21 protein-coding genes, 1 tRNA gene and 3 pseudogenes are annotated in these 25,439 nt (G+C 69.3%); 16 read left to right on the top strand and 9 right to left on the bottom strand.

Going from position 1 to position 25,439, the window contains the following annotated elements; all coding sequences use genetic code 11:
* Positions 1-92 precede the first annotated feature (92 nt).
* Positions 93-3,005, bottom strand: coding sequence for a TonB-dependent receptor (locus K7957_RS09895; RefSeq protein WP_223012230.1), 2,913 nt, complete (start codon positions 3,003-3,005; stop codon positions 93-95).
* A 237-nt stretch (positions 3,006-3,242) separates the two neighbouring features.
* Here K7957_RS09895 and K7957_RS09890 point away from each other — a divergent pair, with 237 nt between their 5' ends.
* Both K7957_RS09890 and K7957_RS09885 read left to right on the top strand, forming a co-directional pair.
* Complete coding sequence (locus K7957_RS09890) at positions 3,243-3,512, top strand: hypothetical protein (RefSeq protein ID WP_223011847.1); 270 nt, start codon at positions 3,243-3,245, stop codon at positions 3,510-3,512.
* A 505-nt stretch (positions 3,513-4,017) separates the two neighbouring features.
* Positions 4,018-6,309: a TonB-dependent receptor domain-containing protein gene (locus K7957_RS09885; RefSeq protein WP_223011846.1), complete on the top strand. Its 2,292-nt coding sequence runs from the start codon at positions 4,018-4,020 to the stop codon at positions 6,307-6,309.
* Between the two features lie 141 nt (positions 6,310-6,450).
* Here K7957_RS09885 and K7957_RS09880 read toward each other — a convergent pair whose 3' ends face one another.
* Positions 6,451-7,320 (bottom strand): phosphorylase family protein, encoded by an 870-nt coding sequence (locus K7957_RS09880; protein WP_223011845.1) that lies wholly within the window; start codon positions 7,318-7,320, stop codon positions 6,451-6,453.
* 24 nt (positions 7,321-7,344) lie between these two features.
* On the opposite strand from K7957_RS09880, the gene K7957_RS09875 reads away from it, so the two are divergent.
* Both K7957_RS09875 and K7957_RS09870 read left to right on the top strand, forming a co-directional pair.
* Positions 7,345-7,773 (top strand): DUF2147 domain-containing protein, encoded by a 429-nt coding sequence (locus K7957_RS09875; protein WP_223011844.1) that lies wholly within the window; start codon positions 7,345-7,347, stop codon positions 7,771-7,773.
* Between the two features lie 68 nt (positions 7,774-7,841).
* Positions 7,842-8,150: a hypothetical protein gene (locus K7957_RS09870; protein WP_223011843.1), complete on the top strand. Its 309-nt coding sequence runs from the start codon at positions 7,842-7,844 to the stop codon at positions 8,148-8,150.
* 248 nt (positions 8,151-8,398) lie between these two features.
* Here K7957_RS09870 and K7957_RS09865 read toward each other — a convergent pair whose 3' ends face one another.
* Positions 8,399-9,214: a DUF6454 family protein gene (locus tag K7957_RS09865; RefSeq protein ID WP_223011842.1), complete on the bottom strand. Its 816-nt coding sequence runs from the start codon at positions 9,212-9,214 to the stop codon at positions 8,399-8,401.
* 328 nt (positions 9,215-9,542) lie between these two features.
* Here K7957_RS09865 and K7957_RS09860 point away from each other — a divergent pair, with 328 nt between their 5' ends.
* Positions 9,543-10,355, top strand: a complete 813-nt coding sequence (locus K7957_RS09860; RefSeq protein WP_223011841.1) for a hypothetical protein — start codon at positions 9,543-9,545, stop codon at positions 10,353-10,355.
* A 20-nt stretch (positions 10,356-10,375) separates the two neighbouring features.
* On the opposite strand, the gene K7957_RS09855 is transcribed toward K7957_RS09860, so the two are convergent.
* Positions 10,376-11,002, bottom strand: coding sequence for a DNA-3-methyladenine glycosylase family protein (locus K7957_RS09855; RefSeq protein ID WP_223011840.1), 627 nt, complete (start codon positions 11,000-11,002; stop codon positions 10,376-10,378).
* A 54-nt stretch (positions 11,003-11,056) separates the two neighbouring features.
* On the opposite strand from K7957_RS09855, the gene K7957_RS09850 reads away from it, so the two are divergent.
* Positions 11,057-11,374 carry a 2Fe-2S iron-sulfur cluster-binding protein gene (locus tag K7957_RS09850; RefSeq protein ID WP_223011839.1) on the top strand — a complete coding sequence of 106 codons (318 nt, stop codon included), beginning with the start codon at positions 11,057-11,059 and terminating at the stop codon, positions 11,372-11,374.
* Between the two features lie 253 nt (positions 11,375-11,627).
* On the opposite strand, the gene rlmB is transcribed toward K7957_RS09850, so the two are convergent.
* Positions 11,628-12,377 carry a 23S rRNA (guanosine(2251)-2'-O)-methyltransferase RlmB gene (gene rlmB, locus K7957_RS09845; protein ID WP_223011838.1) on the bottom strand — a complete coding sequence of 250 codons (750 nt, stop codon included), beginning with the start codon at positions 12,375-12,377 and terminating at the stop codon, positions 11,628-11,630.
* 212 nt (positions 12,378-12,589) lie between these two features.
* On the opposite strand from rlmB, the gene K7957_RS09840 reads away from it, so the two are divergent.
* From K7957_RS09840 to K7957_RS09830, 4 genes are all read left to right on the top strand, one after another.
* A tRNA-Tyr gene (locus tag K7957_RS09840) sits at positions 12,590-12,675 on the top strand.
* Positions 12,676-12,834: 159 nt separating this feature from the next.
* Entirely contained in the window at positions 12,835-13,890 is a 1,056-nt protein-coding gene (locus K7957_RS09835; RefSeq protein WP_343228366.1) for a tyrosine-type recombinase/integrase, read from the top strand.
* Entirely contained in the window at positions 13,890-14,102 is a 213-nt protein-coding gene (locus K7957_RS20370) for a hypothetical protein (RefSeq protein WP_246616949.1), read from the top strand. Before K7957_RS09835 ends, K7957_RS20370 begins: the two co-directional genes overlap by 1 nt.
* Positions 14,103-14,118: 16 nt before the next feature.
* Positions 14,119-14,874, top strand: a complete 756-nt coding sequence (locus K7957_RS09830; RefSeq protein WP_223011837.1) for a hypothetical protein — start codon at positions 14,119-14,121, stop codon at positions 14,872-14,874.
* Between the two features lie 190 nt (positions 14,875-15,064).
* Here the strand turns inward: K7957_RS09830 and K7957_RS09825 are convergent, their stop codons facing one another.
* Positions 15,065-16,255, bottom strand: a complete 1,191-nt coding sequence (locus K7957_RS09825) for a tyrosine-type recombinase/integrase (RefSeq protein ID WP_223011836.1) — start codon at positions 16,253-16,255, stop codon at positions 15,065-15,067.
* Positions 16,256-16,282: 27 nt separating this feature from the next.
* Between K7957_RS09825 and K7957_RS09820 the strand changes: the two genes are divergently transcribed.
* Together K7957_RS09820 and K7957_RS09815 are read left to right on the top strand one after the other, a co-directional pair.
* Entirely contained in the window at positions 16,283-16,513 is a 231-nt protein-coding gene (locus tag K7957_RS09820; protein ID WP_223011835.1) for a hypothetical protein, read from the top strand.
* A 39-nt stretch (positions 16,514-16,552) separates the two neighbouring features.
* Positions 16,553-17,020: a hypothetical protein gene (locus K7957_RS09815; protein ID WP_223011834.1), complete on the top strand. Its 468-nt coding sequence runs from the start codon at positions 16,553-16,555 to the stop codon at positions 17,018-17,020.
* 1,020 nt (positions 17,021-18,040) lie between these two features.
* Here K7957_RS09815 and K7957_RS09810 read toward each other — a convergent pair.
* A complete protein-coding gene (locus tag K7957_RS09810) occupies positions 18,041-18,841 on the bottom strand; it encodes a DNA adenine methylase (protein WP_223011833.1) in 801 nt (266 codons plus the stop codon).
* A gap of 189 nt (positions 18,842-19,030) precedes the next feature.
* Here K7957_RS09810 and K7957_RS20765 point away from each other — a divergent pair.
* Positions 19,031-19,396: pseudogene (locus tag K7957_RS20765) on the top strand (tyrosine-type recombinase/integrase); the annotation flags it as partial.
* Here the strand turns inward: K7957_RS20765 and K7957_RS20365 are convergent.
* Positions 19,325-20,785 (bottom strand): DUF3320 domain-containing protein, encoded by a 1,461-nt coding sequence (locus K7957_RS20365; RefSeq protein WP_246616992.1) that lies wholly within the window; start codon positions 20,783-20,785, stop codon positions 19,325-19,327. The pseudogene K7957_RS20765 and the gene K7957_RS20365 overlap by 72 nt on opposite strands.
* A gap of 267 nt (positions 20,786-21,052) precedes the next feature.
* Positions 21,053-22,651: pseudogene (locus K7957_RS09795) on the bottom strand (Tn3 family transposase); the annotation flags it as partial.
* A gap of 15 nt (positions 22,652-22,666) precedes the next feature.
* Between K7957_RS09795 and K7957_RS20760 the strand changes: the two are divergent.
* The 3 genes and pseudogenes from K7957_RS20760 to K7957_RS09780 form a co-directional block, all read left to right on the top strand.
* Positions 22,667-23,167: pseudogene (locus tag K7957_RS20760) on the top strand (hypothetical protein); the annotation flags it as partial.
* Entirely contained in the window at positions 23,106-23,333 is a 228-nt protein-coding gene (locus tag K7957_RS09785; protein ID WP_223012278.1) for a lysozyme family protein, read from the top strand. The pseudogene K7957_RS20760 and the gene K7957_RS09785, both read left to right, overlap by 62 nt.
* A 361-nt stretch (positions 23,334-23,694) precedes the next feature.
* A complete protein-coding gene (locus K7957_RS09780; protein ID WP_223011831.1) occupies positions 23,695-25,425 on the top strand; it encodes a ShlB/FhaC/HecB family hemolysin secretion/activation protein in 1,731 nt (576 codons plus the stop codon).
* Positions 25,426-25,439: the final 14 nt, after the last annotated feature.

The following is a 25,439-nucleotide window of genomic DNA, read 5'->3' as shown; positions in this document are numbered from 1 at the left end:
GGTCGCCACAGGCGCTGCGTTTCGTGGAGAGCCCCCTCGACCACCCGGCTTTGCCGGGCGGTCCCCCTCCCCGTGCCGGAAAGGATCTTGGGTCAGAACCGATACGTCAGGCCGACGTAATAATCGGTACCGTAGCGCTGGTAGCGCCGCACCTGGCGCGGGTCGCCGTTGGTATACTGGTAGAAGGCCTGATCGGTCAGGTTCTTCGCCTGTGCCAGGATGGCCAACCCCTGGAGCGGACCGCTCTGGAATTCATAGCCGATCTGCGCGTCGAGGATGCCCTCCGCCTTGGCGGTGTTGAGCTCCGGCGTGGCCGACAGCCCGCGCACCTCGGCGAGGAACTCGGAGCGGTAGCGATAGGTCGTGCGCGCCTGGAAGCCCCATTTCTCGAAGTATGCGGTGCCGTTGAGCACCCACTTCGACAGGCCCGGCACCGTCTGCGTGTCCGCCGGCGCGCTGTCGTAGCGCACCGCCGAGCTGGTGTAGCTGCCGCTGCCGAACAGGCCGAAGCCGTCGAGCGAGCGGGTCAGCATGCGCAGCGGCAGCGACAGCGTCGCCTCGGCCCCGAGGATCTCGCCGCGGCCCGAGTTGGCCGGCAGCTTGAACAAGCCGTTCTGCGCGTTCTGCGCGCGCACGATCGCCTGCTGCTCGGGGGTCAACGAGCTGAGCAGCGGCGAGAAGTCGTACAGCACGTTGTTGTTCGGATCGACGTAATCGGTCAGCCGTTTGTAATAGCCGGTCAGCGCGACATAGCCGCCGCCGGGGAAGTATTTCTCGAACGACATGTCGATGTTGGTCGACTTGTACGGCCGCAGCTGGAAGTTGCCGCCGTCGGACGAGAAGGGGCTGTTGAGCGGGTCCGAGCCGCGCCCGACGTTGCCCGGCGTGATCGCGACGTTCTGCGAGATCCGCTCCTGGTCGAGCCGCGGGCGCACCATCGTCTGCGACGCGCCCATCTTGACGAAGCCGCTCGGGATGAGCTCGACCGACAGCGTCGCGCTCGGCAGCACGTTGGTGTATTTCGCGCCGCCCGATACTTCGGACAGGGTCACCGCGCCCGCGTTGAGCCCGGCGATGCGGCCGTCCGAGCTCTGGTCGGTGTGCACCACCTGGACGCCGAGCGAGCCCTTCATCGCCCTGCCGCCGGCGGTGCCGTCGAACACCAATTTGGCGTAGCCGGTCGCGACCTTCTCCTTCACGCCCCACACCTTGGCGAGGCTCTCCGGGCGGTTGTCGAACACCGGGGTGAGCAGGTCGAGCACGCCGCGCGAGTCGAGCGCGAGGATGTTGGGCACACCGATGAAGCCGAGCGAGACCGGATCGAGCACGACGTCGCTCGGCACCGCGATCGAGGTGGTGGTGCCGCTGGCGACGGTGCAGCCGGTTCCCATCCCCGACGGGCAGTAGAAATAGGAGGTGTACTGCGCCTTCTTCTCGCGCTGCGAGTAATTGGCGCCGACCTCCCAGCCGCGGATCACGCCCAGGTCGGCGAAGTCGCCGGCCAGGCTGGCGCGCAGCGACTTGAGGTCGTCGCTGAACTTGGGCCGGTTCTGGAAGCCCGCCTGTACCACGGCGTTGGTGCCGTTATAGCCCCAGCCGCCCGGGTCGGTGATGCGGATCACGTCGGTGTCGGTGTAATCGAGCGTCGGCACGATGGAGTAGATGCCGCTGTCCTGACGCGTGACCGTGATCGTGTCGCGCTGCCCGGTGCCGCCATAGCCGGTGCCTGAATAGGTCTCGATCAGCTCGTCCTGCCGGTTGGCGTGCGACCAGCTCGCGTCGACGTTGAGGTGGATCGAGTCGGACAGCTTGAGATCGTTGTTCCAGCCGAACGAGTACATGTCGGCGCGGCGCTCGTTGAGGTCGTTGCGTTGCACCGTGTACTGCGGCGAGAAGGTCGCGGTCTGGACGTACCCGTCCTGCACCGTCACCGAGCCCGGGTTGGGCGCGACGTTATAGCCGAGCGGGAACTCGATCCCGCGCAGGTGCTGCGTCTCCTCGAAGTGCGTGTAGAGCGCGTCGAAGGTCGAGTGGAAGGAGTCGCTCGGCTGCCACTCGATCGTGCCGACCCCGCCGTAGCGCTTGAGCAGGTTCGACTGGACATAGGGCTTGGCACCGCCGAGCAGGCACGGGTTGCCCGCGGCGTCGCAATTGGCGTTGCGGTCGTTGAGGCCCGGATAGCCCCAGGCCTCGTACTTGTCGTAGTTGGTCGGCGATTCCTGCGCGGCCAGGCCGATCGAGATGCCGAGCGTGTCGCCCGCGAACTTGTCGACGAAGGTCGCGGTGGCGCGATAGCCGTAGCGCTGTCCGTCGGGATTGCGCTTGCCGATGCCGTTCATCTGGCCGCGCGCCGAGACGACGAACAGTCGCTCCTTCTGGTCGAGCGGGCGCAGCATGCGCAGGTCCACCGTGCCCGACACGCCGGCCGCGATCAGCGACGCGTCGGCCGACTTGTAGACGTTGACGTTGCTGAAGAACTCCGACGGATACTGGTCGAACTCGACGCCGCGATTGTCGCCGGTGGTGACCTGCTCGCGCCCGTTGAGCAGGGTGGTCGAGAAATCGGGGCCGAGGCCGCGGATCGACAGGCTCTGGTCGCGGCCCTCGACGCGCTGCGCGGTGACGCCTGGCAGGCGCGCGAGCGAGTCGGCGACCGACACGTCGGGCAGCTTGCCGATATCCTCGGCCGAGACCGAGTCGACGATGATCGTCGAGTTGCGTTTGATCTCGGCCGACTTGGCGAGGCTGGCGCGGATTCCGGTGACGACGATCTCGTCCGCTCCCGCGTCGGTCGCGGTGGGGTTGGGGTTGGCATTCGCGTCGGGCGTGGGATCGGCCGAGGGAGCGGGCTGGTCGACCGTCGCCTTCGCCGTCGGGTTGGCGGTGGGCGCGTTCGCCTGCGGCGGCGCTTCCTGCGCCTGCGCGGCGGTGGCGACGAGCAGCAGCGCCGCGGCGAGCGCAACGCCGCTGCTGTGCGAGACGAGGCGCGTGCGCGCCGATACCATGAGTGACGAGCGGTCCAAGACGATCCTCCCCTGTCCCGGCGGCCGCGTTGGTGCGACCGTGCCTGGGTAGATGCCGCCGATTAGGCCCGCGCCGGACCGCGTCACAAGAAAGCCACATACGTATTCAGCCGCCTCGGGGCGGGCTGTGGCCCGTCGGACACAGCGCGTCGGGGCCGGCGGCGAGGGAACGAGCGTGGTCGGCGCGACGTTGGCGCGCTTCAGCCGACGGAGACTGTCATGACCCGTGCCCTGCCCCGCGCCGCCTTCCTCGCCGCCCTCCCGCTCGCGCTCGCGCTCGGCGCCTGTGGCAAGGGCGACCAGACGATCACGACCGACGAGAACAACAACGTCGTCGCCAACGAGAGCCAGGCCAACGGCCTCACCGCCTCGGGCGCGGCGGGCGACCTGATGGCGACGGACAATGCGTCGGGCGCGAACGCGATGACGATGGAGAACAGCGACACGCTGGGCGACCTGTCCAATGGGACGATGTCGGGGGCGCACTGAGCGGCCGAACACTCGCCACGTCCACGCTTCATGACGTGGAGGCGATCGATCGGGCCCGCGAGCCGGTTGGCGAGGGGCGCTTTCGTGGCGCCCTGAAGCGACAGCGCTAGCCCGGTACTCGGTCTGTGTGCGCGTAAGTCCTCGGCTCGAAGGGCCGGTCCCAAGGTTCGGTTGAAACACTCGCCCCGGGGTGGGCACGACGGCGCGGCAGATGCGACCGGCGTCGCGGCATCGGTCGTCGAGCGTGCGCAGCGAGACGATCGCTCCGACAGTGTCGGCTTCGGCAAGTTCGGCCGGATCGGCATGCGGAGTTCCGCATCGCCTTTGCTCGATCCACCCATCCCCCTTTCCGACGTGGACGCGGACTCCCTCACCTATCTCCCCCATTCTGACAGCGGCCTTGTTTCGGCCACGCTCCGGCTACGGTCCGGCGCGTTTTGCCGGCTTGACTGCGCGCGACGCAGACGGAGCGGCGCGGATGCCGGGCGAGCAGGTAAGATTGCTGATGCTGAGCGCAGCCGCGCTCGCCGCGCCGGCGACGGCGCAGGAGCGCGCGCCCGAGCCGCCACCGACTGCCGAGCCCGATGTCGTCGTCGCGGCGCGGCGCTCGCCCGGCTCGGCGATCGGCAGCAACGAGCCGATAGCGGTGCTGGACCAGCGCGCGCTGCGCTCGCTCGGCGTCACCGGGCTCAAGGAGGTGCTGGACCGCCTCCGTCCGCTCACCGCGGGGATCGGCGGTGCCGAGCCGGTGATCCTGCTCAACGGCCGGCGCGTCAACGGCGTCGCCCAGATCCAGTCGATCCCGCCCGAGGCGATCGAGAAGGCCGAGATCCTCCCCGAGCAGGACGCGGCGCGCTTCGGCTTCCCGCCGACCGTCCGCGTGCTCAACCTGGTCACCGCCAAGCATTTCCGCTCCACCGTGGCGCAGCAGCTCGCCGGTCCGACCACGCGCGGCGGCGGCGCGACGCACTATGCCGAGGCGACCGCGACGCGGATCGACCTGTCGCGCCGCGCGACACTCCAGGTCTCGCACTTCCGGCAGCTGCCCGTGCGCCAGTCGCAGCGCGCGATCGCACCCGAGCCGGTGCCGCTGCTCGGCGGCGGCAGCGCCGATGTCGGCGCGGGACGCTACCTCCAGCCGCTGACCGATACGATCAAGGTCGACGCCGCCGCCGCGCGACCGATCACGGCCAAGCTCGACGCCGACCTCAACCTGACGATGGAGGCGACGCGCAACCTGCGCCGCAACGGCCTCGCCCCGCTGCTCGGCGCCGACGGAGAGCAAGCCGGCCTCTATCTACCCGATAGCTCGCTGCGTCAGCGCGACACCGCTCTCACGCTGCGCGGCACCGCGGGTCTTCACGGCGGCGCGGGGCGGTGGATCTGGGACGCCACGGGCGGCTACGAGCGCATCCGCGGCGCCGTCACCGCCGAGCAGGCGCGCGCGCTCGACGATCCCGCGCGCCTGCTGTCGACGCGCGGTCGCTCGCTCACCGGCACCGCCAGCACCCGGCTGACCGCGAGCGGGCCGCTGCTGCGCCTTCCCGCGGGCGAGCTGCAGGTGACCACCAGCGTCGATCTGGCGCGCGCCACCAGCGACGGCAGCGCCGCGGCCGACGCCCCGCTGCTCGCGACGCCGGTGCCGCGGCTGCGGCGCACCAGCGCGGGAACGAGCGTGGGCGCGGTACTGCCGATCGCGGCGGCGAGCGAGGGCGTGCTAGCGCCGCTAGGCCGCCTCGCCGTCACCGCGACGCTGGGGATGAACCGGGTGACCGGGTTCGAGCGGCTGACCAGCCTCAGTTATGGCGCGACCTGGCAGCCGGCGCGCGCGGTGGAGCTGACCGCCACCGTCAACCTCTCTCAGACGGCGCCGCCGATCACGTCACTGACCGGTGCGTTGGTGGCGGTGCCCAACCTCCCCGTCTTCGACTATGCCACTGGCACCAGCGCCTTCGTCGACGCGGTCTACGGCGGCAATCCCGCGCTGCCGCCCGAGCGCACCCGCCTCACCACGCTCGGCGTCGCGCTGCGGCCCTTCGCCGAGCGCAGCTTCGACCTCCGGCTCGACTATCTCGTCACGCGCGCGCGCGACCGTAGCATCACCCCGGTGAGCGGCTCCTCCGCGTTCGAGGCGGCCTTCCCCGACCGCTTCGTGCGTGACAACGCCGGGCGGCTGGTACGGCTCGACCTGCGCCCGGCGGCGGTGGCGGCGGAGGACGAGCGCAGGCTGCGCCTGACGCTCAACCTCTTCACCGAACTCGGGCCCAAGCCGCCCTCGCCGCCCGCCACGCCAGACCCCCAGGCGCCGCCACCCCCGCCCCCCAAGCCGCGCCCGAGCGTCTACGTGATGGGCAGCGCGACCTGGCGGCTCTCGGATCGGCTCACCCTTCTGCCGGGCCAGCCCGCGCTCGACCTGCTCGACGGTGCCACGCTCGACGGCAACGGCGGCCGGCCGCGCTGGGAGGTCGAGGGCAACACGGGGATCGGCTACGGGCCGGCCTCGGTCGGCGTCTACGCGCGGTTGCAGGGCGCGACGCGGGTGCGCGACCTGCTGCCCGCGGCGGACCTGCGCTTTTCCGGACGCGACTGGCTGGTGCTCTACGGCAACCTCGACGCCGAGAAGATCGTCGGGCGTCCCTGGGCGAAGCGGCTGTCGCTGTCCTTCACGGTAGAGAACCTCTTCGACGATCGCATCGCGGTGCGCGACGGGCTGGGCGCGACGCCGCTGCGCTTCCAGCCGGGACTGATCGACCCGGTCGGCCGCTCGATCCGGCTGGGCGTGCGCAAGCTGTTCTGAGATCGCTACGAGGCGATCCCTCTCGGTGAGACCTTGCTCCGGCGAACGCCATCGGGCGGGACGCGCGTGGCTCTGGGCTCCTGCCTCCCCAAGAGCATCTCGCCGCTTCACACCGGAAGGACCATACCCGAGCAGGCGACCTCAGCCGAGCACGCGCGCCAGGATCGCCGCGTTGCGCTCGAGCAGCGCCGGATCGCGCGCCGCTGCCGCGGTGAAGAGCGCGCCGTCGAGCGCGGTATCGGCGGGCACGGCGGATCGATCGGCCGGCAGCATCGACGTCAGCGCCGCCACCGCGGCGCGCGCCACCCGCCCGTTCGCCGTGGCCTGCGCCACCACCGCCGCGAGATCGACCGCGGCGCCCTCGACGCGCCACGAGTCATAGTCGGTGACCATGCCGACCAGGGCATAGGGCAGCTCAGCCTCACGCGCGAGCCGCGCCTCGGGCAGCGCGGTCATGCCGATCACGTCGCAGCCCCAGTCGCGGTACAGCCGGCTCTCGGCGCGGGTCGAGAACATCGGCCCTTCCATCGCCAGATAGGTGGCGCGCTCGGCCACTTGCCCGCCCGCCGCGGTGACCGCCGCCGCCGCCAGGGCAGAGAGCCGCTGGCACACCGGGTCGGCGAAGCTGACATGCGCCACCAGCCCGCTGCCGAAGAAAGAGGCGGCGCGCGCGATCGTGCGGTCGACGAACTGGTCGACCAGCACGAAACTGCCCGGCGCCAGCGCGTCGCGCAGCGACCCGACCGAGGAGAGCGCGATCACGTCGGTGCAGCCGGCGCGCTTGAGCGCGTCGATGTTGGCGCGCGCGGGTATGTCGCCGGGCGCGAGCCGGTGGCCGCGACCGTGCCGCGGGAGGAACCGCACCGGCACGCCGCCGAGCCGGCCGAACAGGAGCTGGTCGCTCGGCGCGCCCCATGGGGTCGCGACGTCGCGCCACTCGGCTTCCTCCAGACCGTCGATGGCGTACAGCCCCGAGCCCCCGATGATCCCGATCGTCCATTGCGTGTTCATCATCGTTCCTCGATATTCCTGGCCATGCGTCTCCCCCTCCCCGCCGCGCTCGCGCTGCTCGCCCCGGTCGCTTTGGCCATTCCCGCCTCCGCCGATGCCGCCGCTCCGATCGCGGGGCGCTACCTCACCGAGGACGGCGCGGGCGTGGTCACGGTCGGGCCGTGCGAGGGCAGCGTCTGCGGCCGGCTCACCACGATCCTCAAGAAGCGCCCCGGCGCGCCCGACACCGACGTCAACAACTCCGACGCGGCGCTGCGCTCGCGCCCGATCCTGGGCCTGCCGATCCTGTCGGGCTTCACCGACGAGGGCAAGGACTGGCGCGGCAAGATCTACGATCCCCGCAACGGCAAGACCTACAAGTCGATCGTCGCGCGCAACGCCGACGGCACGCTCAACGTCAAGGGCTGCATCGCCTTCTTCTGTCAGACGCAGGTGTGGAAGCCGGCGAAATGAACGCGATTTCGCATGCTGAGCGGATGGCGATGGGGTAGCTTCGCTGTCTCATGTCGAGAGGAGTCGAGATGCGCCGCCGTCTGATCACCGCCACGGTGCTGGCCCTGCCGCTCGCCGCCGCGCCCGCCCTCGCGCAATATGGCAACGGCAGCGGGCTGGTGCTCGACACGCCGGCGAGCGCTCCGGTTTTCACGCCCGCGCAGGAGTTCCCCAATTCTTCGGCCACGCCGACGATGCGTCGCCAGCGTCTCGCCGCGGCGGCCGCGCTTCGCACCGAGGTCGCTCAGATGGTCGCCGACGGCAAGGGTCAGCTGACGGACGAGCAGGTCGCCTATGTCCGCCAGCGCGTGCGCCGGATCAACGGCGCGCGCGACTGAGCCGCGCCACGGCCACGGTCGGCGTGCGCTGATTCGGCCGTCCACCCGGCCGCGATCCCCCGCGATCAGGTGCAGCGGCCCGAGCAGCAGCAGCACGCCGTCCGTCGCGAAATGCGCGCCGATCGCCAGCGTCGCCAGCGCCGCGGCGGGGTCGAGCAGGTTAGCGAGCGACTCGTTCCATCGCGCCGACTCGCCGCGCAGCGCCGGGCCGCCAAAGACGGCGAGGATACAGGCACCGAAGATCGCGCTCAGGCGGCGAGGCGGAAATGGAACAGCCGGCTCGGCCCATCCTCCGGCAGCAGGTAGAGGTCACGCCCCTCGATCGCCAAGCCCTCGCCAGTATAGGGACCGCCGCGCCCGAACGGTCGCACCGGACCGATCGCCCCCGCGCGCAGCGTGCGGCGGAGCGCGAGGGAGGGCCAATCGAGGAAATCGACGGTGCCGCTCCACAGGTCGAGATTGCCGCCCGCGACGAGCGCGCCGGCGACGAACTTCATGTCCTGATAATGTGTCGCCGAGGAGTTGGGCACCGCGCGCACCGTCGCGGTGTCGGCGGGATCGATCACGTAGAGCAGCCGGCTGTCCCAATTGCCCGCGATCAACCGGCCGTCGGGTGCGACCGCGACGCAGCCGAGATGGTCGGCGACCCGCAGGCGGCGGCGCACGCGCAGCGTCGCGGCGTCGAGCTCGACCAGCACCGCCGAGCTGTCGGGGCGCATCTCCGCGACCGGCACCCACAGGCTGCCATCGTGGAACGAGAGCCCGCCGGGATGGTAGCGTACGCCGTCGGTGAGCTCGATGCGGCGCCGGAAGCGGCCCGTGGCGCGATCGAACTCGTGGAGGTAACCGCGCCGCGCCGCGCCGTCGACCGAAGTGACCCAGATGCGGTGCGCGCCGATCTCGACCCCCTGAACATGGTACAGCTCGCCGTCGAGCGATAGCGCGCCGAGCAGCCGCGCGTCCTCGACCGCCCCGTCGAACCGCTCCGACGCACCCGCCACGGACAGGCCGGAGAGGAGGAGCAGCGCCGCGGTCACCGCGGCTCGCCCAGCCCGCCGCCCCATCGTCCAAGCCCCGATCGTCCGCCCCTTCATCTGCGCCTCCGCCGCCGCGTCCCCGCGGTGGCCTTGGCAGGCCCATGTGTCAGCGACGCTGAGCTTTGATTGCAGTTCGGCGGCAGCGCCCCGCGATGGGCCGGGGGGTGCGGGCTCGCGGATCGCGCGTCGTCCTCCTGGCGCACGAGGTCCTCGCCATGCCGTTTGTAAAGATCACCACGATCGTGGCTGAGTCCGTCCAATCGAACGGCCGCGCGAGGCAGTATCGTGGTCGCGCCGGGGGAGAACGGCGCGCGCGCGATCGGCAGGGTCAGCGGCGCGGGAGGGAGCGACGGTGATGCCCTATCGTCATGGCTATCGGGCAGTGCTGCTGCTGTTGCCGCTGATCCTGCTGGCGTTCTGGCCCGGCTATTTCGGCGCGCTGCGCGCCGCACCGCTCGCGCTCCACGCGCACGGGCTGAGCGCCACCGCCTGGCTGGTGCTGCTCGCGGTCCAGCTCTGGTCGATCCATGACCGCCGTGTCGCGCTCCACCGCACCGCCGGGCTGGCGCTGTTCGCGATCGTGCCACTGTTCGCTGGCGCCAGCCTCGCCGCGGTGCAGGGCGGGATCGCGCTCTTCGTCGCGCGAAGCGATCCCTTCCACACCAGCTTCGGCGCCCGGCTCGCGCTGGTCGACCTTCTCGCGCTCGTCACCTTCGTCGCGCTGGTGCGCCAGGCGCTGCTCGCGCGACGACAGGTGCGCGCCCATGCCGCCGCGATGTTAGCGACCGCGCTGCTGGTGCTGCCGCCGATCATAGGACGGCTGTTTCCCGCGGTTCCCGGCTTCTTCGACTGGGAGGTGGCGCGGCACAGCGGCTTCGCGCTGTCGTTCCAGCTGGCGATGCTGGTGTCGATCGGCGGCGCGCTCGCGATGTGGCGCGGTCGGCGCGACGGCGGCGCGTTCCTGGTCGTGGCGGCCTCGCTCGTGCTCCAGGCAGTCGCGTTCGACACGGTCGCGGCGAGTATGGCCTGGGAGAGCGCGGCGAAGGCCTTGCTGACGGTCACCCCGGCGCTGCTGTTCGCGCTCGGCGCGCTGGCGGCGGCTGGCGCGCTGACCGAGGGCTGGCTGCGCGTCCCGCCGCGCCCGCGACCGCGGCTCGGACTGGCGTAGCCGACACGCCCAGCGCCCCCTCACACTGGGGCGGCGTCAGCCCCTGCGCCATAATGGTGCCAGGTGAAGATCGCCGCGGCGCCGCGGTGCGGGCGCCACGGCTCGGCCAGCGCGCGGGTGAGCTTCTCGCTCGGGCGCTCGGCGTGGCCGAGGATGCGGCCGGTCTCGATCTGCACCGCCAGGTCGCCCGCGGGCCAGATGTCGGGGCGGCCCTCGGCGAACAGCAGGTACACCTCGGCCGACCAGCGCCCGATGCCCTTCACCGCGACCAGCTGCGCGATCGCCTCCTCGTCGTCGGCGGGCAGCGCGGCGAGATCGAGCGCGCCGCTCGTCACCAGCCCGGCGAGGCTGCGCGCATAGCCCGCCTTCTGCCGCGAGAAGCCGCAGGCGCGCAGTTCCTCGTCGCCGAGCGCGGTGACCAGCGCCGGGTCGCCGGGATCGCCGTGCTCGGCGAGCTTGCGCCACACCGAATCGGCCGCGCGCACGCTCACCTGCTGGCCCAGGATCGTGCGCAGCAGCGTGGCATAGCCGGTGGCGCGGATACGCGGCGCGGGATAGCCGACGCGCCCGATCGCGGCGGCGAAGGCGGGCTCGATCTCTGCCAGTGCGTCGAGCCCGGCGGTGAGCGCCGCCGCACTCAGCCCCATTGCGCGGCTCCCGCGTAAACGGCATGGATCGGGCGATTTTCGGTGGAGACCAGCATGCCCAAGCTTATCGTCGAGACGCGCGCGGGGGAAGAACGCGAGATCGACGGCGCCGCCGGCCTGTCGGTGATGGAAGTGATCCGCGAGGCCGGGATCGACGAGATCCTGGCGCTGTGCGGCGGCTGCTGCAGCTGCGCCACCTGCCACGTCCACGTCGACCCCGCCTTCCTGTCGCTGCTGCCGCCGATCGGCCAGGACGAGGACGATCTGCTCGACGCCGCGAGCGACCGCGACTCGACCTCGCGGCTGTCGTGCCAGGTCGAGTTCGGCCCGGCGCTCGACGGCCTGCGCGTGCGCGTCGGCGCGGACGATTGAGGCGGTCCGGCGGTCGGTCGAATAGATCCGCGCCAATACGCGCATAGGGCGGCGCCGAGAAACGGCGCGTGGCGCCAGGAGGAGGTTCACGCGGAGGCGCGGAGACGCGGAGGTGAACCGCCTTGGGCGCTCGTCACCTTACGCCCGAGATCGGCGCGCGACACCGCTGCCGCGCGCGCCCTCTCTGCGCCTCCGCGCCTCCGCGTGAACCAATCTTCTTCATGGCCTCATCGCGTCTGCGCGTGAACGAACCTCAGCCGACCCGCGCCGCCGCGGCGTAGAGCGCGATCGCAGTGGCGTTGGAGACGTTGAGGCTCTCCACCTTGGCCGAGATCGGCAGCCGTGCCAGTTCGTCGCAATGCGCCTCGGTGTTCTGGCGCATGCCCTCGCCCTCGGCGCCGAGCACGATCGCGACTCGCTGCGCTCCCATGGCCTGCGCCAGCGTCTGGGTCGCATGGCCGGTGAGCCCGATCCGCCAGAAGCCGGCCTCGCCGATCTCGTCGAGCGCGCGTGCGAGATTGACCACGCGCACCCACGGCACCGTCTCGAGCGCCCCCGACGCGGCTCGCGCCAGCGCACCCGACTCGGGCGGTGCGTGGCGGTCCTGCGTGACGATGCCGAGCGCGTCGAACGCCGCGGCGGAGCGCAGGATCGCGCCGACATTGTGCGGGTCGGTCACCTGGTCGAGCACGACGAGCGGGCGCTGGTCGTCGCGTCCTTCCGCGAGCAGGTCGCCGAGCCACACGTCCTCGAGCGGGTCGACCTCCGCCACCAGCCCTTGGTGCGGCGCATCCGCGGGGACGAGCCGGCCGAGGTCGGGCGCCTCGGCGAAGACGACCGGCAGCACCGGCGGCAGATCGAGCGTCGCGAGCGCCTCCCGCGTCCCCCAGAGCTTGCGCACCGTCCGCCGCGGGTTGGCGAGCGCGGCGAGCACGGGATGGCGCCCCCAGAGCCGCGTGCGGTTGCCCTGCTGCTGGCTCGGCCGGTGCCCGCGCCGCGCCATCAGCCGCGGCTCCGGCGGGTGGCGAAAGGGGCGAGCGTACGACGCGACATGGGTGAGAGCTTTCCGGCGGTGGGAGGAAGTGCGGCGGACGCTATGCGCGGGCGCGCCGCGACGCAACCGCCGTGGCGCGATGGAGAAGGCCGGACGGAAGGCGTTGACAGCGCGATGCGGCGCGGGCATTGGGCGCCCTCGCTTTCGACAGCGCCGCTCGTGGAAGGGTGGCCGAGTGGTTAAAGGCAGCAGACTGTAAATCTGCCCACGCAAGTGTACGCTGGTTCGAATCCAGCCCCTTCCACCAAAGCTTCATTCCAGGTCGTCTCAGATAGCCCCAAAACGGGCTATCTTCCCTCGTGGAACGGCTTGTTTGTCGTCTCAGTCGGTCGCAACCAACACCCATGCAGCACGACGAATCTGGGGGCACTTTGGGGGCACCATTTCGCCAGCCTGGGGGCACCGAGTGCTGACCGACGTCGCCTGCCGGAAGGCAGTTGCCCGAGAGAAGCCCTACAAGCTCAGCGACGCGAATGGGCTCTACCTCTACGTGCTGCCGAGCGGCTTCAAGTCATGGCGCTGGAAGTATCGCATCGGCGGCAAAGAAAAGCGCTTGGTCTTCGGGGGCTACCCGGAGGTGACGCTCTCGAAGGCGCGGGCGCTACGCGAGGAGGCGGCGCGGAGCCTGCGCGAGGGAAGCGACCCGGCGGCGAGCAAGCGCCAGCGCGCGGCCGAGCAGACCGCGATGGCGGGCAACACCTTCGAGACGATCGCGCGCGAGTGGCACGCCAGCCAGAAGGCGGGCTGGTCGGAGCGCTATGCGAGCATCGTGCTCAACAGCTTCGTCAACGACGTCTTCCCGCGGTTAGGCAAGCTGCCGATCACCGCGGTTACGACGCCGCTGGTGCTCGAGGTGCTGCGGCCGATCGAGGCGCGCGGTGCGGTCGAGACGGCTCACCGCGTGCGGCAGCGGATCTCGGAGGTCTTCGCCCGGGCGATCGCCGCGGGCATCGCGCAGGCGGATCCATCGGCGGTGACGAAGCGCGCGCTCGGCCGGAAGACCAAGGGCAAATTTCCGGCGGCGCGCACGATCAAGCTGGCCCAGGCGGTGCTCGCCGGATCGGAGCGCCAGCCCGGTCACCCGCTGACGAAGCTCGCCTCCCGACTGCTGGCGCTCACGGCGGTGCGCTCGGCGACGCTGCGGCTGGCCGAGAAGCACGAGTTCGAGGATCTCGACGGCGCGGAGCCGATCTGGCGCGTGCCGGCGACGAAGATGAAGCTCGGCGTCGAGCGAAAGCAGGACGCAGCCTTCGAATTCCTCGTGCCGCTGTCGCGCCAAGCCGTCGAGACGGTGAAGGTCGCGATCGCCTTCTCGGGCGCGGGCAATCCGGGGCTGGTCTTCCGCAGCGTTCGCAATTCGCGGAAGCCGATCAGCGACAGCACACTGAGCAAGGCTACAGCGAGGCGGGTTTCTCCGGGGTGCATGTGCCGCACGGCTGGAGGTCGACCTTCTCGACCGTGATGAACGAGCTGGCGAAGGCGCGCGGCCAGGACGGCGATCGCGCCGTGATCGACTTGATGCTCGCTCACGTCCCCGATGGTGTCGAGGCGGCCTACAATCGGGCCGCGTACATGCCGCGCCGGCGCGCGATCGCGCAGGAGTGGGCGGACATGCTGACGGACGGCTTGCCGCCGCCCGCGGCGCTGCTCGAGGGCAAGCGGCAGCACGGCTGACGATCGGAGGCCGCGCGTGACCGCGGCCTCGATGACGCGCCAGACGCGCCAAATGACGAAGGGCTTCGCCGCCCAGCTCGCGGGCAAGGGCGAGCGCGGCGCCGACCGGAAGGTGCGGCGCGGCAGCGTCGACGTCGACGATCGCCGCGCCCGGGTCTACCGCCCGATCGGCGATGGTACGACGGCTGGCGCGCTCGGCTGGATCGACTGCCTGCTCAAGGTGGTGGCCGAGTGGGACGATATGGAGCGCCAGCGCGGCGGCGCGCGGCCGCTCGGCCTTCACGGCATGCGCGTGCTCGAGACGCTCCTCGGCCGCCGCGGCGGGGTGCCGGTCGACTTCAAGACCGGTCGGCTCGACCCGGCGATCGACGCGATCGCGCGCGTCGCGCGCGTCGCGCGCGGCACGGTCGTCCGCGCGCTGGCGCAGCTGAAGCGCCTAAGGATCCTGGATTGGGTCCGGCGCACGGAGAAGACCGGCGCCGACGGCGTGTTCGGGCCGCAGCGCCGTCAGATCTCCAACGCCTACTTCTTCACGCCGGAAGGCCTCCCAGCCCGGGTAGCGCAGCGCCTGCGCGCCCTGCTCGCCCGACGGCGCCTCCGACGCGAGGGCACTGAGCCGCCACCAGGCGCGCCACCAGCCCGCCCCATGCCCGCCAACCCTGAGCTGCGCGCCGTCCTCGCCCGGATGGAAGCCGGCCTCGAACGCCGCGCCGAAGAGGCGAGCGCGAGTCCACCATCCGGTCAGTATCCCCTCTCAGGGGTTCAAGGATGAAAGGAATGGGGTCGCTTGGGCGACCCCATGCGCTAGTTTGATCATCCCCCCGCGCTGAGAGGTCACACCACCTCAGAACGATCGCCCAGGCTCGGCGGTCGAACGTGGCGGCTTGCGCCGCCCCGATGCTGCCTGGGGGGATGGAGCACGAACGGTGCCAACCGCCCCCACCGCGGCGCTCGCGGCGCGGTCATCCCATCAGGATCTCGGCCCAAGCCTCGTAAAGTCGCCGACGCGGCGCCAGGTGCTGAGCGCGGTTGTAGGCGCTCAGCACCTTCGCCGCGGATCCGTCCTCCCGCTTGAGCGCGTGGCCTAGCGCCCGGTCGATTGCGCTGCGCTGGTCCGGCAGGCGCTCGTTGAGGATCGTCGAGAAGGTCGCGCGCCAGCCGTGAGGGACATGGCGCCGCGCGAAGCCGGCTCGATCATACAGCGCGCCGATCGCGCCCTCGCCGATTGGCGCCGCGCCGCCGCGGCCCGCGAAGATCAGCTCGCCCCCAGCGCCCAGCGCGCGCGCGGCGCGCAGGACCTCGACCGCGGCCGGCGCCAGCGGCACCAGGTGGTCGTTCGCCGCGATGAGCTTCTTCGCCGCCGCCAGCGTCATCCGCGCGGCCGGCACGCGCCACAGCGGCTCGTTGCCGTCCAGGTCCTCGATCTCCGACCAGCATGCGCCGCGCACCACCGCCAAGCGAACCGCGGTGAGCGCAAGGAAGCGCGAGGCGAGCTTCACCGCGGCGCCGGCGTCGACCAACTCGGCCGCGGCGAGCAGCTCGCGCGCCTCGGCGATCGTCGTCACCGCCGGCTGGCGCCGCACCGCCGGCGCCGGCGCCAGCGCGCGGCCGACGACGGCCGCGGGATCGGTCGGCGCCCAACCCTCGCTTACCGCTAGCGCGAAGACGTCCGAGATCCGCTGCCGCACGCGCCTGGCCGTCGCGATCGCGCCGCGGCGCTCGATCGAGCGGACTATCCGGAGCACCGCCGGCGCGTCGATCGCGTCCAGCTCGAGCGCGCCCAGGTCGGGGAAGACGTCGGCCTCGAGGCTGGCGAGCACGTCGCGGGCGTGGACCGGCGTCCAGCCGGCGAGCTGCTGCTCGTGCCAGGCGCGTGCAGCGCGCTCGAAGGTCATCGCCGAGGCGATCGTGCGCGGATCCACGCCGCGGCCGAGCTGCTCGCGCGCCGACTCGGCCCGCGCGCGTGCCGCGTCGAGCGAGATCTCGGGCCATTGCCCGATCGTCAGCAGCTGCTCGTGCCCTGCGAAGCGGAAGCGCCAGCGGAACGACTTGCGGCCGGTAGGCGCCACGAAGAGGTGCATCCCGCGCTCGTCGGCGATCTTGTAGGCGGCCGCGCGCGGCCGCGCGGCTTTCACCGCGGCGTTCGTCAGCATAGATCATACTCTGAAGGAGACAGGTGGATGAATGTTGAGCAGCGTTTCGCGCACCTGCACGCTCTCGCCGCGGAGGCGGGATCAATCGACTTTGGGGCCCGCAACAGAACGCCGAACAGCGATGAGACGCGGCGTTGGCTTGGTCGGCTTGTCGCGCTGATCGAGGATGACGGTCAGCTAACTGATCTAGTTTCCGCGCGGGTCGCGGCGGATAATCTCGGCAGCGCGAATCATGATCGATGCGAAGCTCAGCTTTGAAATGTTCTTCACCGGGCGCTTGCGGCAACTGAGCTGGAGATGCCGGCGTCTGCTCGCGGAGCCTATGTCTCCGTCGGTAGTGCCTTCGACGCAATGTCCGCGTTGCAGGACGTCTTCGCCTCAGTGAGTGATACGGTCCTGATCGTTGACGCTTACATGGATGCTCGCGTCATTCGAGACATCGCTCCGTTGGCTCCCGAAGGAGTTAAGCTGGCGCTGCTCACTGACGAAAACGGAGTCAAAGCTGAGTTTCTGCCAATTTGCCGCGCTTGGATCGATCAGCATGGCGATAAGCGGCCGCTAGCGGTTCGTGTCACCGCAGCGCGCGTTCTTCACGATCGCGCGGTGCTCGGTAACGAAGGCGACGCGTGGATCTTGACGCAGTCGCTCAAAGATTTCGCGAAGCGCTCTCCCGCCTCGATACAGAAGGTCGATCGCGACATCGCTGAGGCGAAGTTTCAAGCCTACTCAGACATCTGGTTGAGTGCTCGGGATCCGCTGATGTGACATCGCGGCGTAGGTGACCTCCGACGCGGTCAGCCAAGGTTAGGTCCGTTTCGGGTGTACTCACCACGATCAAGGCAGGCTTGTCCGGCCTGTGCTTCTATTCCGTATGGCCGTGTTTCAGATTATTATTGCCGATAAGCAGAGCGTCAGCGAGGGCGAGGAGATGCATGCGACTTACGACCGGGCTCGATCGTCCGCCGTCCGGTCGGCGGTCGCCATCTTGATGGATACGAAGGGTCGCCGTCGGCCACCCCTACTTGCCACTTGTGAAATCCGCGAGGCGAAGAGCGGTTTAGTCCGCACGTTCGACGTGACGATTTCCGTAAGCTCGGACCGGCGCCAGTGATCGTCGACTCCACGTACCTTATTGAGCAAGCAAATCGATGCCGGCGTTTGGCTGCCGCCGTCGACACTCCCGACGTGACAGAGCGTCTGCTCGCCATGGCGGACGAATACGAGGCGCACGCGAGATACATCGAGGCGGCGAGAAAACCGAAGAGAGGTTTGACGGCGCGTGATTATCGCGGCGGAGGAAGCCTCCGCCGCGGTCTGGGTCCGACCCTTAGGATGGGTGAGATGTTGCTTTGCAAACCCGCGCGCATGGATCAACGGACCACGTTTCAGCAGCCTTGTCGCTCTCCACGGCGAGGGAACTATAAAAATCTATAATAAACGTATCGACTGCGCGATCCGCCCACAATCTTTCCAACTGGGCGCGAGATCGGAAATAATCAGGATAAAATCCTTGTGACAAAGTTTCTCTCTATTATCGTTGCCTGCCGGTTATCACTTTCAGGCTGCAGCGACGGTCTCGCAAGAACAATTAAATAGATCAAGAAGTCGTCATCGTCGCTAAAGGCAACCTTCCAGTTGTGCGGTTGATCGGGTCCGTGCGCTACCGCCGACAGGCGTACAGCGGCGGAGGTAACCTCCGCCGCGGTGCCCACGCGGATCGCGGTTTTCTGCGGCTGAGCGGGGTATCTGCCGGGGTTCGATACCCCGCGCGATACCCCGCGCTGATCAGCCGATGTTGCTGACGACCAGCTCGGTGACGCGCTTTGCCGTTCCGGTCGACCTGGTGGCGATTGACCAGGCAACATCGACGTCGACGGTGCGGAAGCGGCTGAATACGGCGCGCGAGCCTTCGGTCGCGTTAATCGACAGCACGAACTTGCCGCGGATCGTGGCGAGCTGGTCGGCGAGCTGCTCGAAGTCGCCGCGCGAGAACACGTCGGCGCCGTAATCATCCTCGGAGCCCCAGTAAGGCGGGTCGAGGTAGAAGAGCGTCTCAGGCGTGTCGTAGCGCCGGATCAGATCGGCATAGGGAAGCCGCTCGATCGTGACCGGCGCCAGGCGTTCGCCCAGCGCGCGGATCTCGGCGCGCAGCTTTGCATAGTTGAACCGCGCCGGCGTCGTGCTCGAGACGCCGAAGGTCCGCCCCGTCACCCGACCGCCGAACGTCATGCGCTGCAGGTAGAGGAAGCGGGCAGCGCGCTCGATGTCGGTCAGCGTCTCGGGATCCACCCGGCGCTGGCGCTCGAACTCGTCCCGGCTGGCGAGCAGCAGCTCCAGTTCGTCGACCAGCGGCTCGAAGTGGCGCCGCACGACGCGGAAGAGGTTGGAGACGTCGCGCGAGATATCGTTGATGACCTCGGCCGGCGCGGCGCGGCCGCGGCGCAGGAAGATCCCGCCCATGCCGACGAAGGGCTCCACGTAGGTGCGGTGCGGCGTCGCATCGATGATGGCGCACAGGCGCTTGGCCAGGTTGCGCTTGCCGCCGAGGTACGGCGCGATCGGCCGGGCGGCGGTGGTGATTGGCATGTCGGGGCTTTCTCTTCGGGAGGAAGCGCTCGGCTACGCGCGCGGGATCGCGACGATCGGCAGCGATCGACGGGCCTGCACCAGGTCGGCGCAGGATCTCGGCAGCGGCACTCGGCCGCGAATATCTGGGAAGGGTACTGCGCGGCCAACCGCCCGTGACCGGGTGGTTATGGCTTCGGCGGCAAAGAGAAGCTGCTCACCTTTGGCCCCTATCCAGGGATCTCGCTCGCGCGGGCGCGTCAGTTGCGCGAGGACGCCTCGCGCTCGCTGCGAGACGGTATCGATCCGTCGGTGAGGAAGCGCCAGCGTGTCGCGGCCCAGGTTGCCGAGACACAGGCGACCTTCGAGCTGATCGCGCGCGATTGGCACCGCAGCCAGCGACCTGTCTGGTTCGAGCGTTACGCCAGCACTATCCTCAACAGCCTCGTCAACGACGTCTTCCCGAAGATTGGCAAATCGCCAGTTTCGGCGGTGACGACCCCGCTAGTGCTCGAGGTGCTCCGCCCGATCGAGGCGCGCGGCGCGGTGGAAACGGCACATCGCACGCGCCAACGGATCTCGGAAGTGTTCGCGCGCGCGATAGCGCTCGGCCTCGCACAGACGGATCCGGCGGCGGTGAGGGTCGCGAGCTCGCCCGCCTCGGGCGCGCGATCGACCGCAACGCGATACCGCCGGGTGGTCTGAACCCCGCACTGCGAGGTTAGAGAGATGAGGAATGGCCTCGCCGAGAGCGAGGCCATGCGTTCCGCCACCTCCGTTGGCGGAGCCCGCGATCGTCTTCACGACAACATCCTCCAGCTTCTTGTTGAGGGTGTTGGTGACGACGTCCCAGCGCAGCGTTTCCTTGAATTCGAGCCGCTCGCTCTCGCCCGCCGCGATCAGCTGGGCGAGTGGACTTGGTGCCCGCGCCGGCCCGCTGTCGTTCGCCGACGCAGGACCGACAACCAGCATGCCGTTCCGCCGACTCAGGCGTTCGCCCGCCACGGCTGCAGCAATGACTCCCGCGAGTAGGTCCCGCAGCTGGCCGCTCGTCGCCTTGAAGCCGACGGCGCGGGCGGCGGCCTGAACGACCTGATCGTCCGTCGCACCGTAGTTCTCCCGCACCACGCCGAGGATGGCGGCTTCGAGTTCCGTCGGTGGCAGGCTGTCGCACTTGCGGGGGGAGGCCGACCGCACCTCGCTGCGGTCCCGCACGCGAGGGGTCCTGCCCGGGATGGTCAGGAAGTCGCCGTCCTCGGCCAGCCTGCCCTCGCGCACGGAAACCTCGACGGCCTTCTCGACCGCTTCCTGGATGCGACCGCCGGCCCGCCTCAGCCCCCACGCGTCGCGGATGCGGTTCACCACCTCGCAGACGTGAACGGGTCCCTCGATCCCCATTACCTCTTCGGCAAGCGCGGACAGGGCGCCGCGCGGTGCCTCGTGCAGTTCGCAGACGAGGTGCCGGGGGCGCTCGATCATGGCCTCCTCGTAGAGGGCGGTTGCAGGCGGCGCTTCCGCTTCCGCGAGGCCCACCTCGGTATAGCCTTCGCGCTCGACGGTGAGGATCTCGACATGGCTTCTCCGACGGGCGGAGACGCCCTGCGCCTCGGCGTCGTGCTCCGCCTTCGCCGCCTCGATACGGCCAACGACGAGATCGATCTGCTCCTTGGGACGCTGGAACCAGTCGGTACTCCAGATGCGATGGATGGTCCACCCATGGCTTTCCAGCACCGACTGGCGCAGCCGGTCGCGATCGCGCGCGGAGCGGGCGTCGTGGTAGGACGCGCCGTCGCACTCGATCCCGAGCAGGTAGCGGCCGGCCCGATCGGCGTCGGACACGGCGAGGTCGATGAAGAAGCCGGCCAGACCGACCTGGCGGTGCACCTGATAGCCTCGCGCCTGCAGTGCCTTCGCCACCTGTTCCTCGAAGACGCTGTCGTGGTCGCGACCAGTGCTCTCTGCCATCGTCATGCGGCCAGTGCGGGCGAAGTGCAGGATAGCTTGAACGCCAGCACGCCCTTCCGGGTCGACGCGAAGTCGGGATCGATGTCCTCGTCCGACATGGACGCGAACACCTCGCAACGCTGCTTGGCGCGGCTGATCAGCACGTTCAGGCGCCGCTCGCCGTCGTCCGTGCCCAGCGGGCCGAAGCGCATCGGCACCTTGCCGCCGGGAACGGGCGGCCCATAGCCGACCGAGATGAAGATGACGTCGCGCTCGCGCGCCTGACAAGGAGGTGCGCGGGTAGGAGCCGAGCCGCTCCAGCGTCGCGGACGCGCTGGTGGTGCCGGTGCGGACAGAGGTCATGAGCCGGAGCACGTCCGTCCAGTGGGAGGTGACCAGCTCTTCGTCGATCGCGTCGCCCACGAGCGGCGCGATATCCGGTCCGGGGTCGAGCCCCTCGAACAGGTGAAGCCGTCTGGCGGACAGATTGGGGATCCTCGGCGCGAACAGGAAGCCCATGCCGTGGCACATGGCGAAGACATGGTCCGACACCCCGCCGCCGTCCGTATGATGCCGCTTGATGCTGAGGTCGGCCCTGGGGTGGAGCAGGCCGTCGAGCCCATGGGCGGCCTCGCCCGCACCGGCCGAGATCACCTTGGAGTGGAACGGCGCATAGCGGTCCGACACGTGCGTGTAGAACGACACCGCCGGCTCTGAGCCCTTATGCGGGTTCACCGCCTCAGTCGCCTGGGCACGACGGTCGAGCGGGAAGTGCTGCCCGTCCGAGCCTGACGCCGTACCCGACCCAAATAGGGCGGCGAGCGGCATCCGGCGCTGCGCGTTCACCAGCCGGGCGAGCGCCGCGCCATAGGTTTCCTCGCGCGCAGGTGCCAGGATGAAAGCCAGCCGAGCTGGCGTTGGCTGACGAGGCCGCAGGCTTCCGCCATGCGGACATGGCCGAGATTGGTCGCATCCGCCAGCACCGCGGTGAGCACCGCGCGCGGGTCGTCGTGGGTGCGCCCGGTGGTCAGGTGCGTGAAGCAGCCCGTGAACCCGGTCCAGCGGTCCACGTCGGCGAGGAGGTCGGTCACGCGGATCGGCGGCAGGTGCGCGTACATAGGCGCGAGCGCGCCTTCCGCTTCGTCGGGCGTGCTCGCCTTCAGTGGCGAGACGCGCAGCCGGCCCGCTCGCAGGGACACGTCCTCGAGCCCGTCCGAGGCGACCTTGGCCGCGACCTTGCCCAGGTGACGATTGAGGACCTCGCGCTTCCCGGCCAGCCACTCGGCCGCAGAGCCTGGAAGTGGTACCGGCAGCGGCCCCGCCGCCCGCATCGCGGCGAACACAGACGCGGGAATGAGCTGCTGCTCGACCGCACGATAGCGGCGGTTGCCTCGACCCACATGTCACCGGCGCGTATCGGGTCGCGCAGCTCGGCCATCACGCAGAACTCGTAGGTGCGCCTGTCCATGCCGTCTCGGCCGATGCGACGTCGCCAGGTCTGGCGGATGAAGCCGACCGGCGCATCGGCCGGCAGCTTGCGCAGGCGACCGGTCCCGAGAAGCCGCACGATTTCAATGCCGCGTGCTAGCGCCGAGCAGGCCAGCATCGCCCCGAATGCGAAGGCTTGCACGAACGGGGGACCGATCTGGCGCAGGATGGGGAAGTTGGACCGGGCAAGCTCGACGGGGTCGAGCGGGTCGGGCTGAACCAGGCGCCGGAACATCTGGCCGAAGAGCCGCTCGAACATGAGTACCGCGTCGTCGGTCAGGTGACCGGCGTCTCTAGCGCGATTGCGACCAGCACCGCGCGCCGCCTGGTCGCGTTCAAGGTCGCGAGATGCTGGGCGGTGAGGCGCGCGCCCTCGCCGGTGAGCCGCCGTAGGCGCTCGATTTAGCGGCCTTCAACAAGACGCCCGTGCGATTCGTCGGCATCGCCAATCTGCGTGTCAAAGAGTGCGATCGCGTGGCGGCGATGGCAACCGAGCTCTCACCCCTTTCGCTGGGGCTGGCCGTAGAGGATGGTGGCGATTTGGTGGTAACCCCACGTCACGCGGACAGCTTCCGACCAGCTCAAATCGAAACCTATTCCGATCACCGCATAGCCATGAGCATGGCACTCGCTGGCTCGCGAGTGCCAGACGTGACCATCCTCGATCCAAGCTGCGTGCGGAAAACTTATCCAAACTATTGGACCGATGTTAGCAGCTTAGGGGTCGATTTCGCCTGCGAAGCTTCACGTAGCAACCTGCCCTACGAACACTGCACTGCAAACAGGAGTTTTGGTGTCGCTGACGGCCTTACCGTATATCCGTGCCCGTTCCATGTAACGACCCGTTCGAGCGTTGGGGGAGCAGCAAGCCGGTTGGGTCGGTGCCGAGATCCGCAACCGCGACGGCAGCTATGACCTCGGGACGCTGCAGATCAACAGCCGGTGGGTGGACGGGCTCGCGCGGCTGATCGCAAGCCCGCCCGAGCATGAGAGGCAATGGCTTCGCGATGATCCGTGTTTCAACGTCGAAGCTGCCCGGTGGATCGTATTGACCGATCTCGCTGCGACGAAAGATTTCTAGCAAGCAGTCGGTTCCTACCATAGCCCCGATCCCCGGGCGCAAAGCCCGGTACATCGCGGCAATCGTCGCTCGTATCCGCAAAGAGAATCATGACCTTGGGTGCGTAGGGCTTCGATCAACATGGCGCGATCACGCTCTGGTACGATTGCAAGCGGTTGAATCGAAGGTGCGATCGTCGATCTTCAGAGCAACATTGAAAAAATCAACGTGAATATAGTAGGTGCGACAATATTTCTTGATGCAGAACAAATGTTTATTACCTTTATCCGATTTGACCTACAACAAAGCAGGCAAAATAACACGTCACTCTTCCGGCATTGACTAAGATGTGACAGGGACATTCTTTCGGGGAGGTTGAGGGGTGCGGCGCGGGGAGCAAGCCATCTGGTGGATGGTTGCCGCGCACGCGGGCGCCTTGACTCTGCCCGGCGGTGCGGTGGCGCAAGAGCGGGCGGTATCACAAGACCGAGACGCGCGGCAGATCATCGAGCGGCTGCAGCAGCAGGAACGCGACCGGGCCGAGCGTTTCGAGCGATCGCGCGATCGACCGCCCACGGGCGAGGAGGCGGAGGTCGCAGCGCCGGCCGTGGCGACCGGCGAGGATTGCGCGGTTATCCGCCAGGTGCGGCTGGTCGGCGTCACGCGCTACCGCCCGGCAGAGTTCGCCGCGGCGACGGCGGAGCTGAAAGGCGACTGCGTCGGCCTGGCGGCGATCGACGCGGCGCTGCACACGATCACCGCTCGCTACATCGGGGACGGCTACGTCACGTCGCGCGCGTTCGTCGGTCCACAGGACCTGAAGGGCGGCATTCTCACCATCACCGTGATCGAGGGAAGGCTGGCGGACATCCGCGCGGCGCCGGGCCGGCATTACGGCGCGGGCGAGATAGGCGCGGCGTTCCCGCTCCACCGGTCGTCGATCGTCAACCTGCGGGCGCTGGAACAAGGCGTCGACCAACTCGCGCGCCTTCAGAAAGGCGATCCGGGCATCGATGTCGAGCCAGGCGATCTGCCCGGAACAAGCACGATCCTGGTCGAACGCGGCCCGTTGTCTAGCTGGATCAGGCCGGCGGTCGATGTCAGCAATGACGGTGCCGCGGCGACGGGGCGCCTGCTGGAAACCGCCAGCCTGGACCTCGACTCGCCGCTCGGGATCGCGGACAGCTGGTCGCTCTACGCGAGCCGCGGCGGCGCCGGCGACGGGCAGATCGGAAACCATGCTTACGGCGGCTTCGCCTCGCTGCCGCGTGGTTGGTGGACCCTCGCTCTCTCGGGCGGGGCCTTCGGCTATCGTTCCGTGCTGCATGGCCACGGCCTCACGTTCGCCACGCGCGGGCGAAGCTGGAACGGCACCGCCTCACTCGACCGCATGCTCCACCGCAACGCGCGAACGAAGCTCTCCGCCGATGTCGGTCTCTCGATCATGGATACGGCCAATTATATCCGAGGCATCCAGCTTCGCACCGGTAGCTACCGGATCGTGGCAGGCCGGATCGGTGGACGCTGGCAGCGGCGCCTGGGTGAGTCGCTTCTGGTAACCGACGCCCGTTACACCCGCGGTCTGCGCCTTCTCGGTGCGCATACGGTCGACACGGGTCCGGGTGGCGCGACCGGGCGATACCGCATGATCTCGGGCGACGTCGAGTTGCAGAGCGGCTTCGCCGCCGGGCGCACGAGGTTCGTCAACACCGCGATGCTGCGATGGCAGAGAAGCCCGGACGAGCTCTTCCCGGCGCAACGGTTCAGCCTGGGGGGCACGTCTACCGTCCCGGGTTTTCGCGAGGATGGCATCTCGGGGCGATCCGGCGCGCTGCTGCGCGAGCAACTCGGGATCGGCCTCGCCGACGTCGCGCGTGATCGTCCGGCGCTCGCGACGAACCTGTCCGCCTATGTCGCTTATGATCTGGGCATCATCCAACGCCAGATCGGTGATCCGTTCGAGCGCGGCACGCTGGAATCGGCGAGCGTCGGCGCGCGCGCACAGAGCCGGCACGGCCAGCTCGAGACGGCGCTGGCCGTCCCGCTGAGTGCACCCTCGTGGGTGCGCCACAAGAGAACGGAAATCTTCGTGAAATTCAGAATGCTGCTGTGAGTGGGGGCGTCGAT

It is taken from the genome of Sphingomonas yunnanensis (assembly GCF_019898765.1).
Lineage (GTDB): Bacteria > Pseudomonadota > Alphaproteobacteria > Sphingomonadales > Sphingomonadaceae > Sphingomonas > Sphingomonas yunnanensis.
The sequence above is the reverse complement of the archived record's forward strand: the minus strand, read 5'-3'. Positions and strand labels throughout refer to the sequence as shown.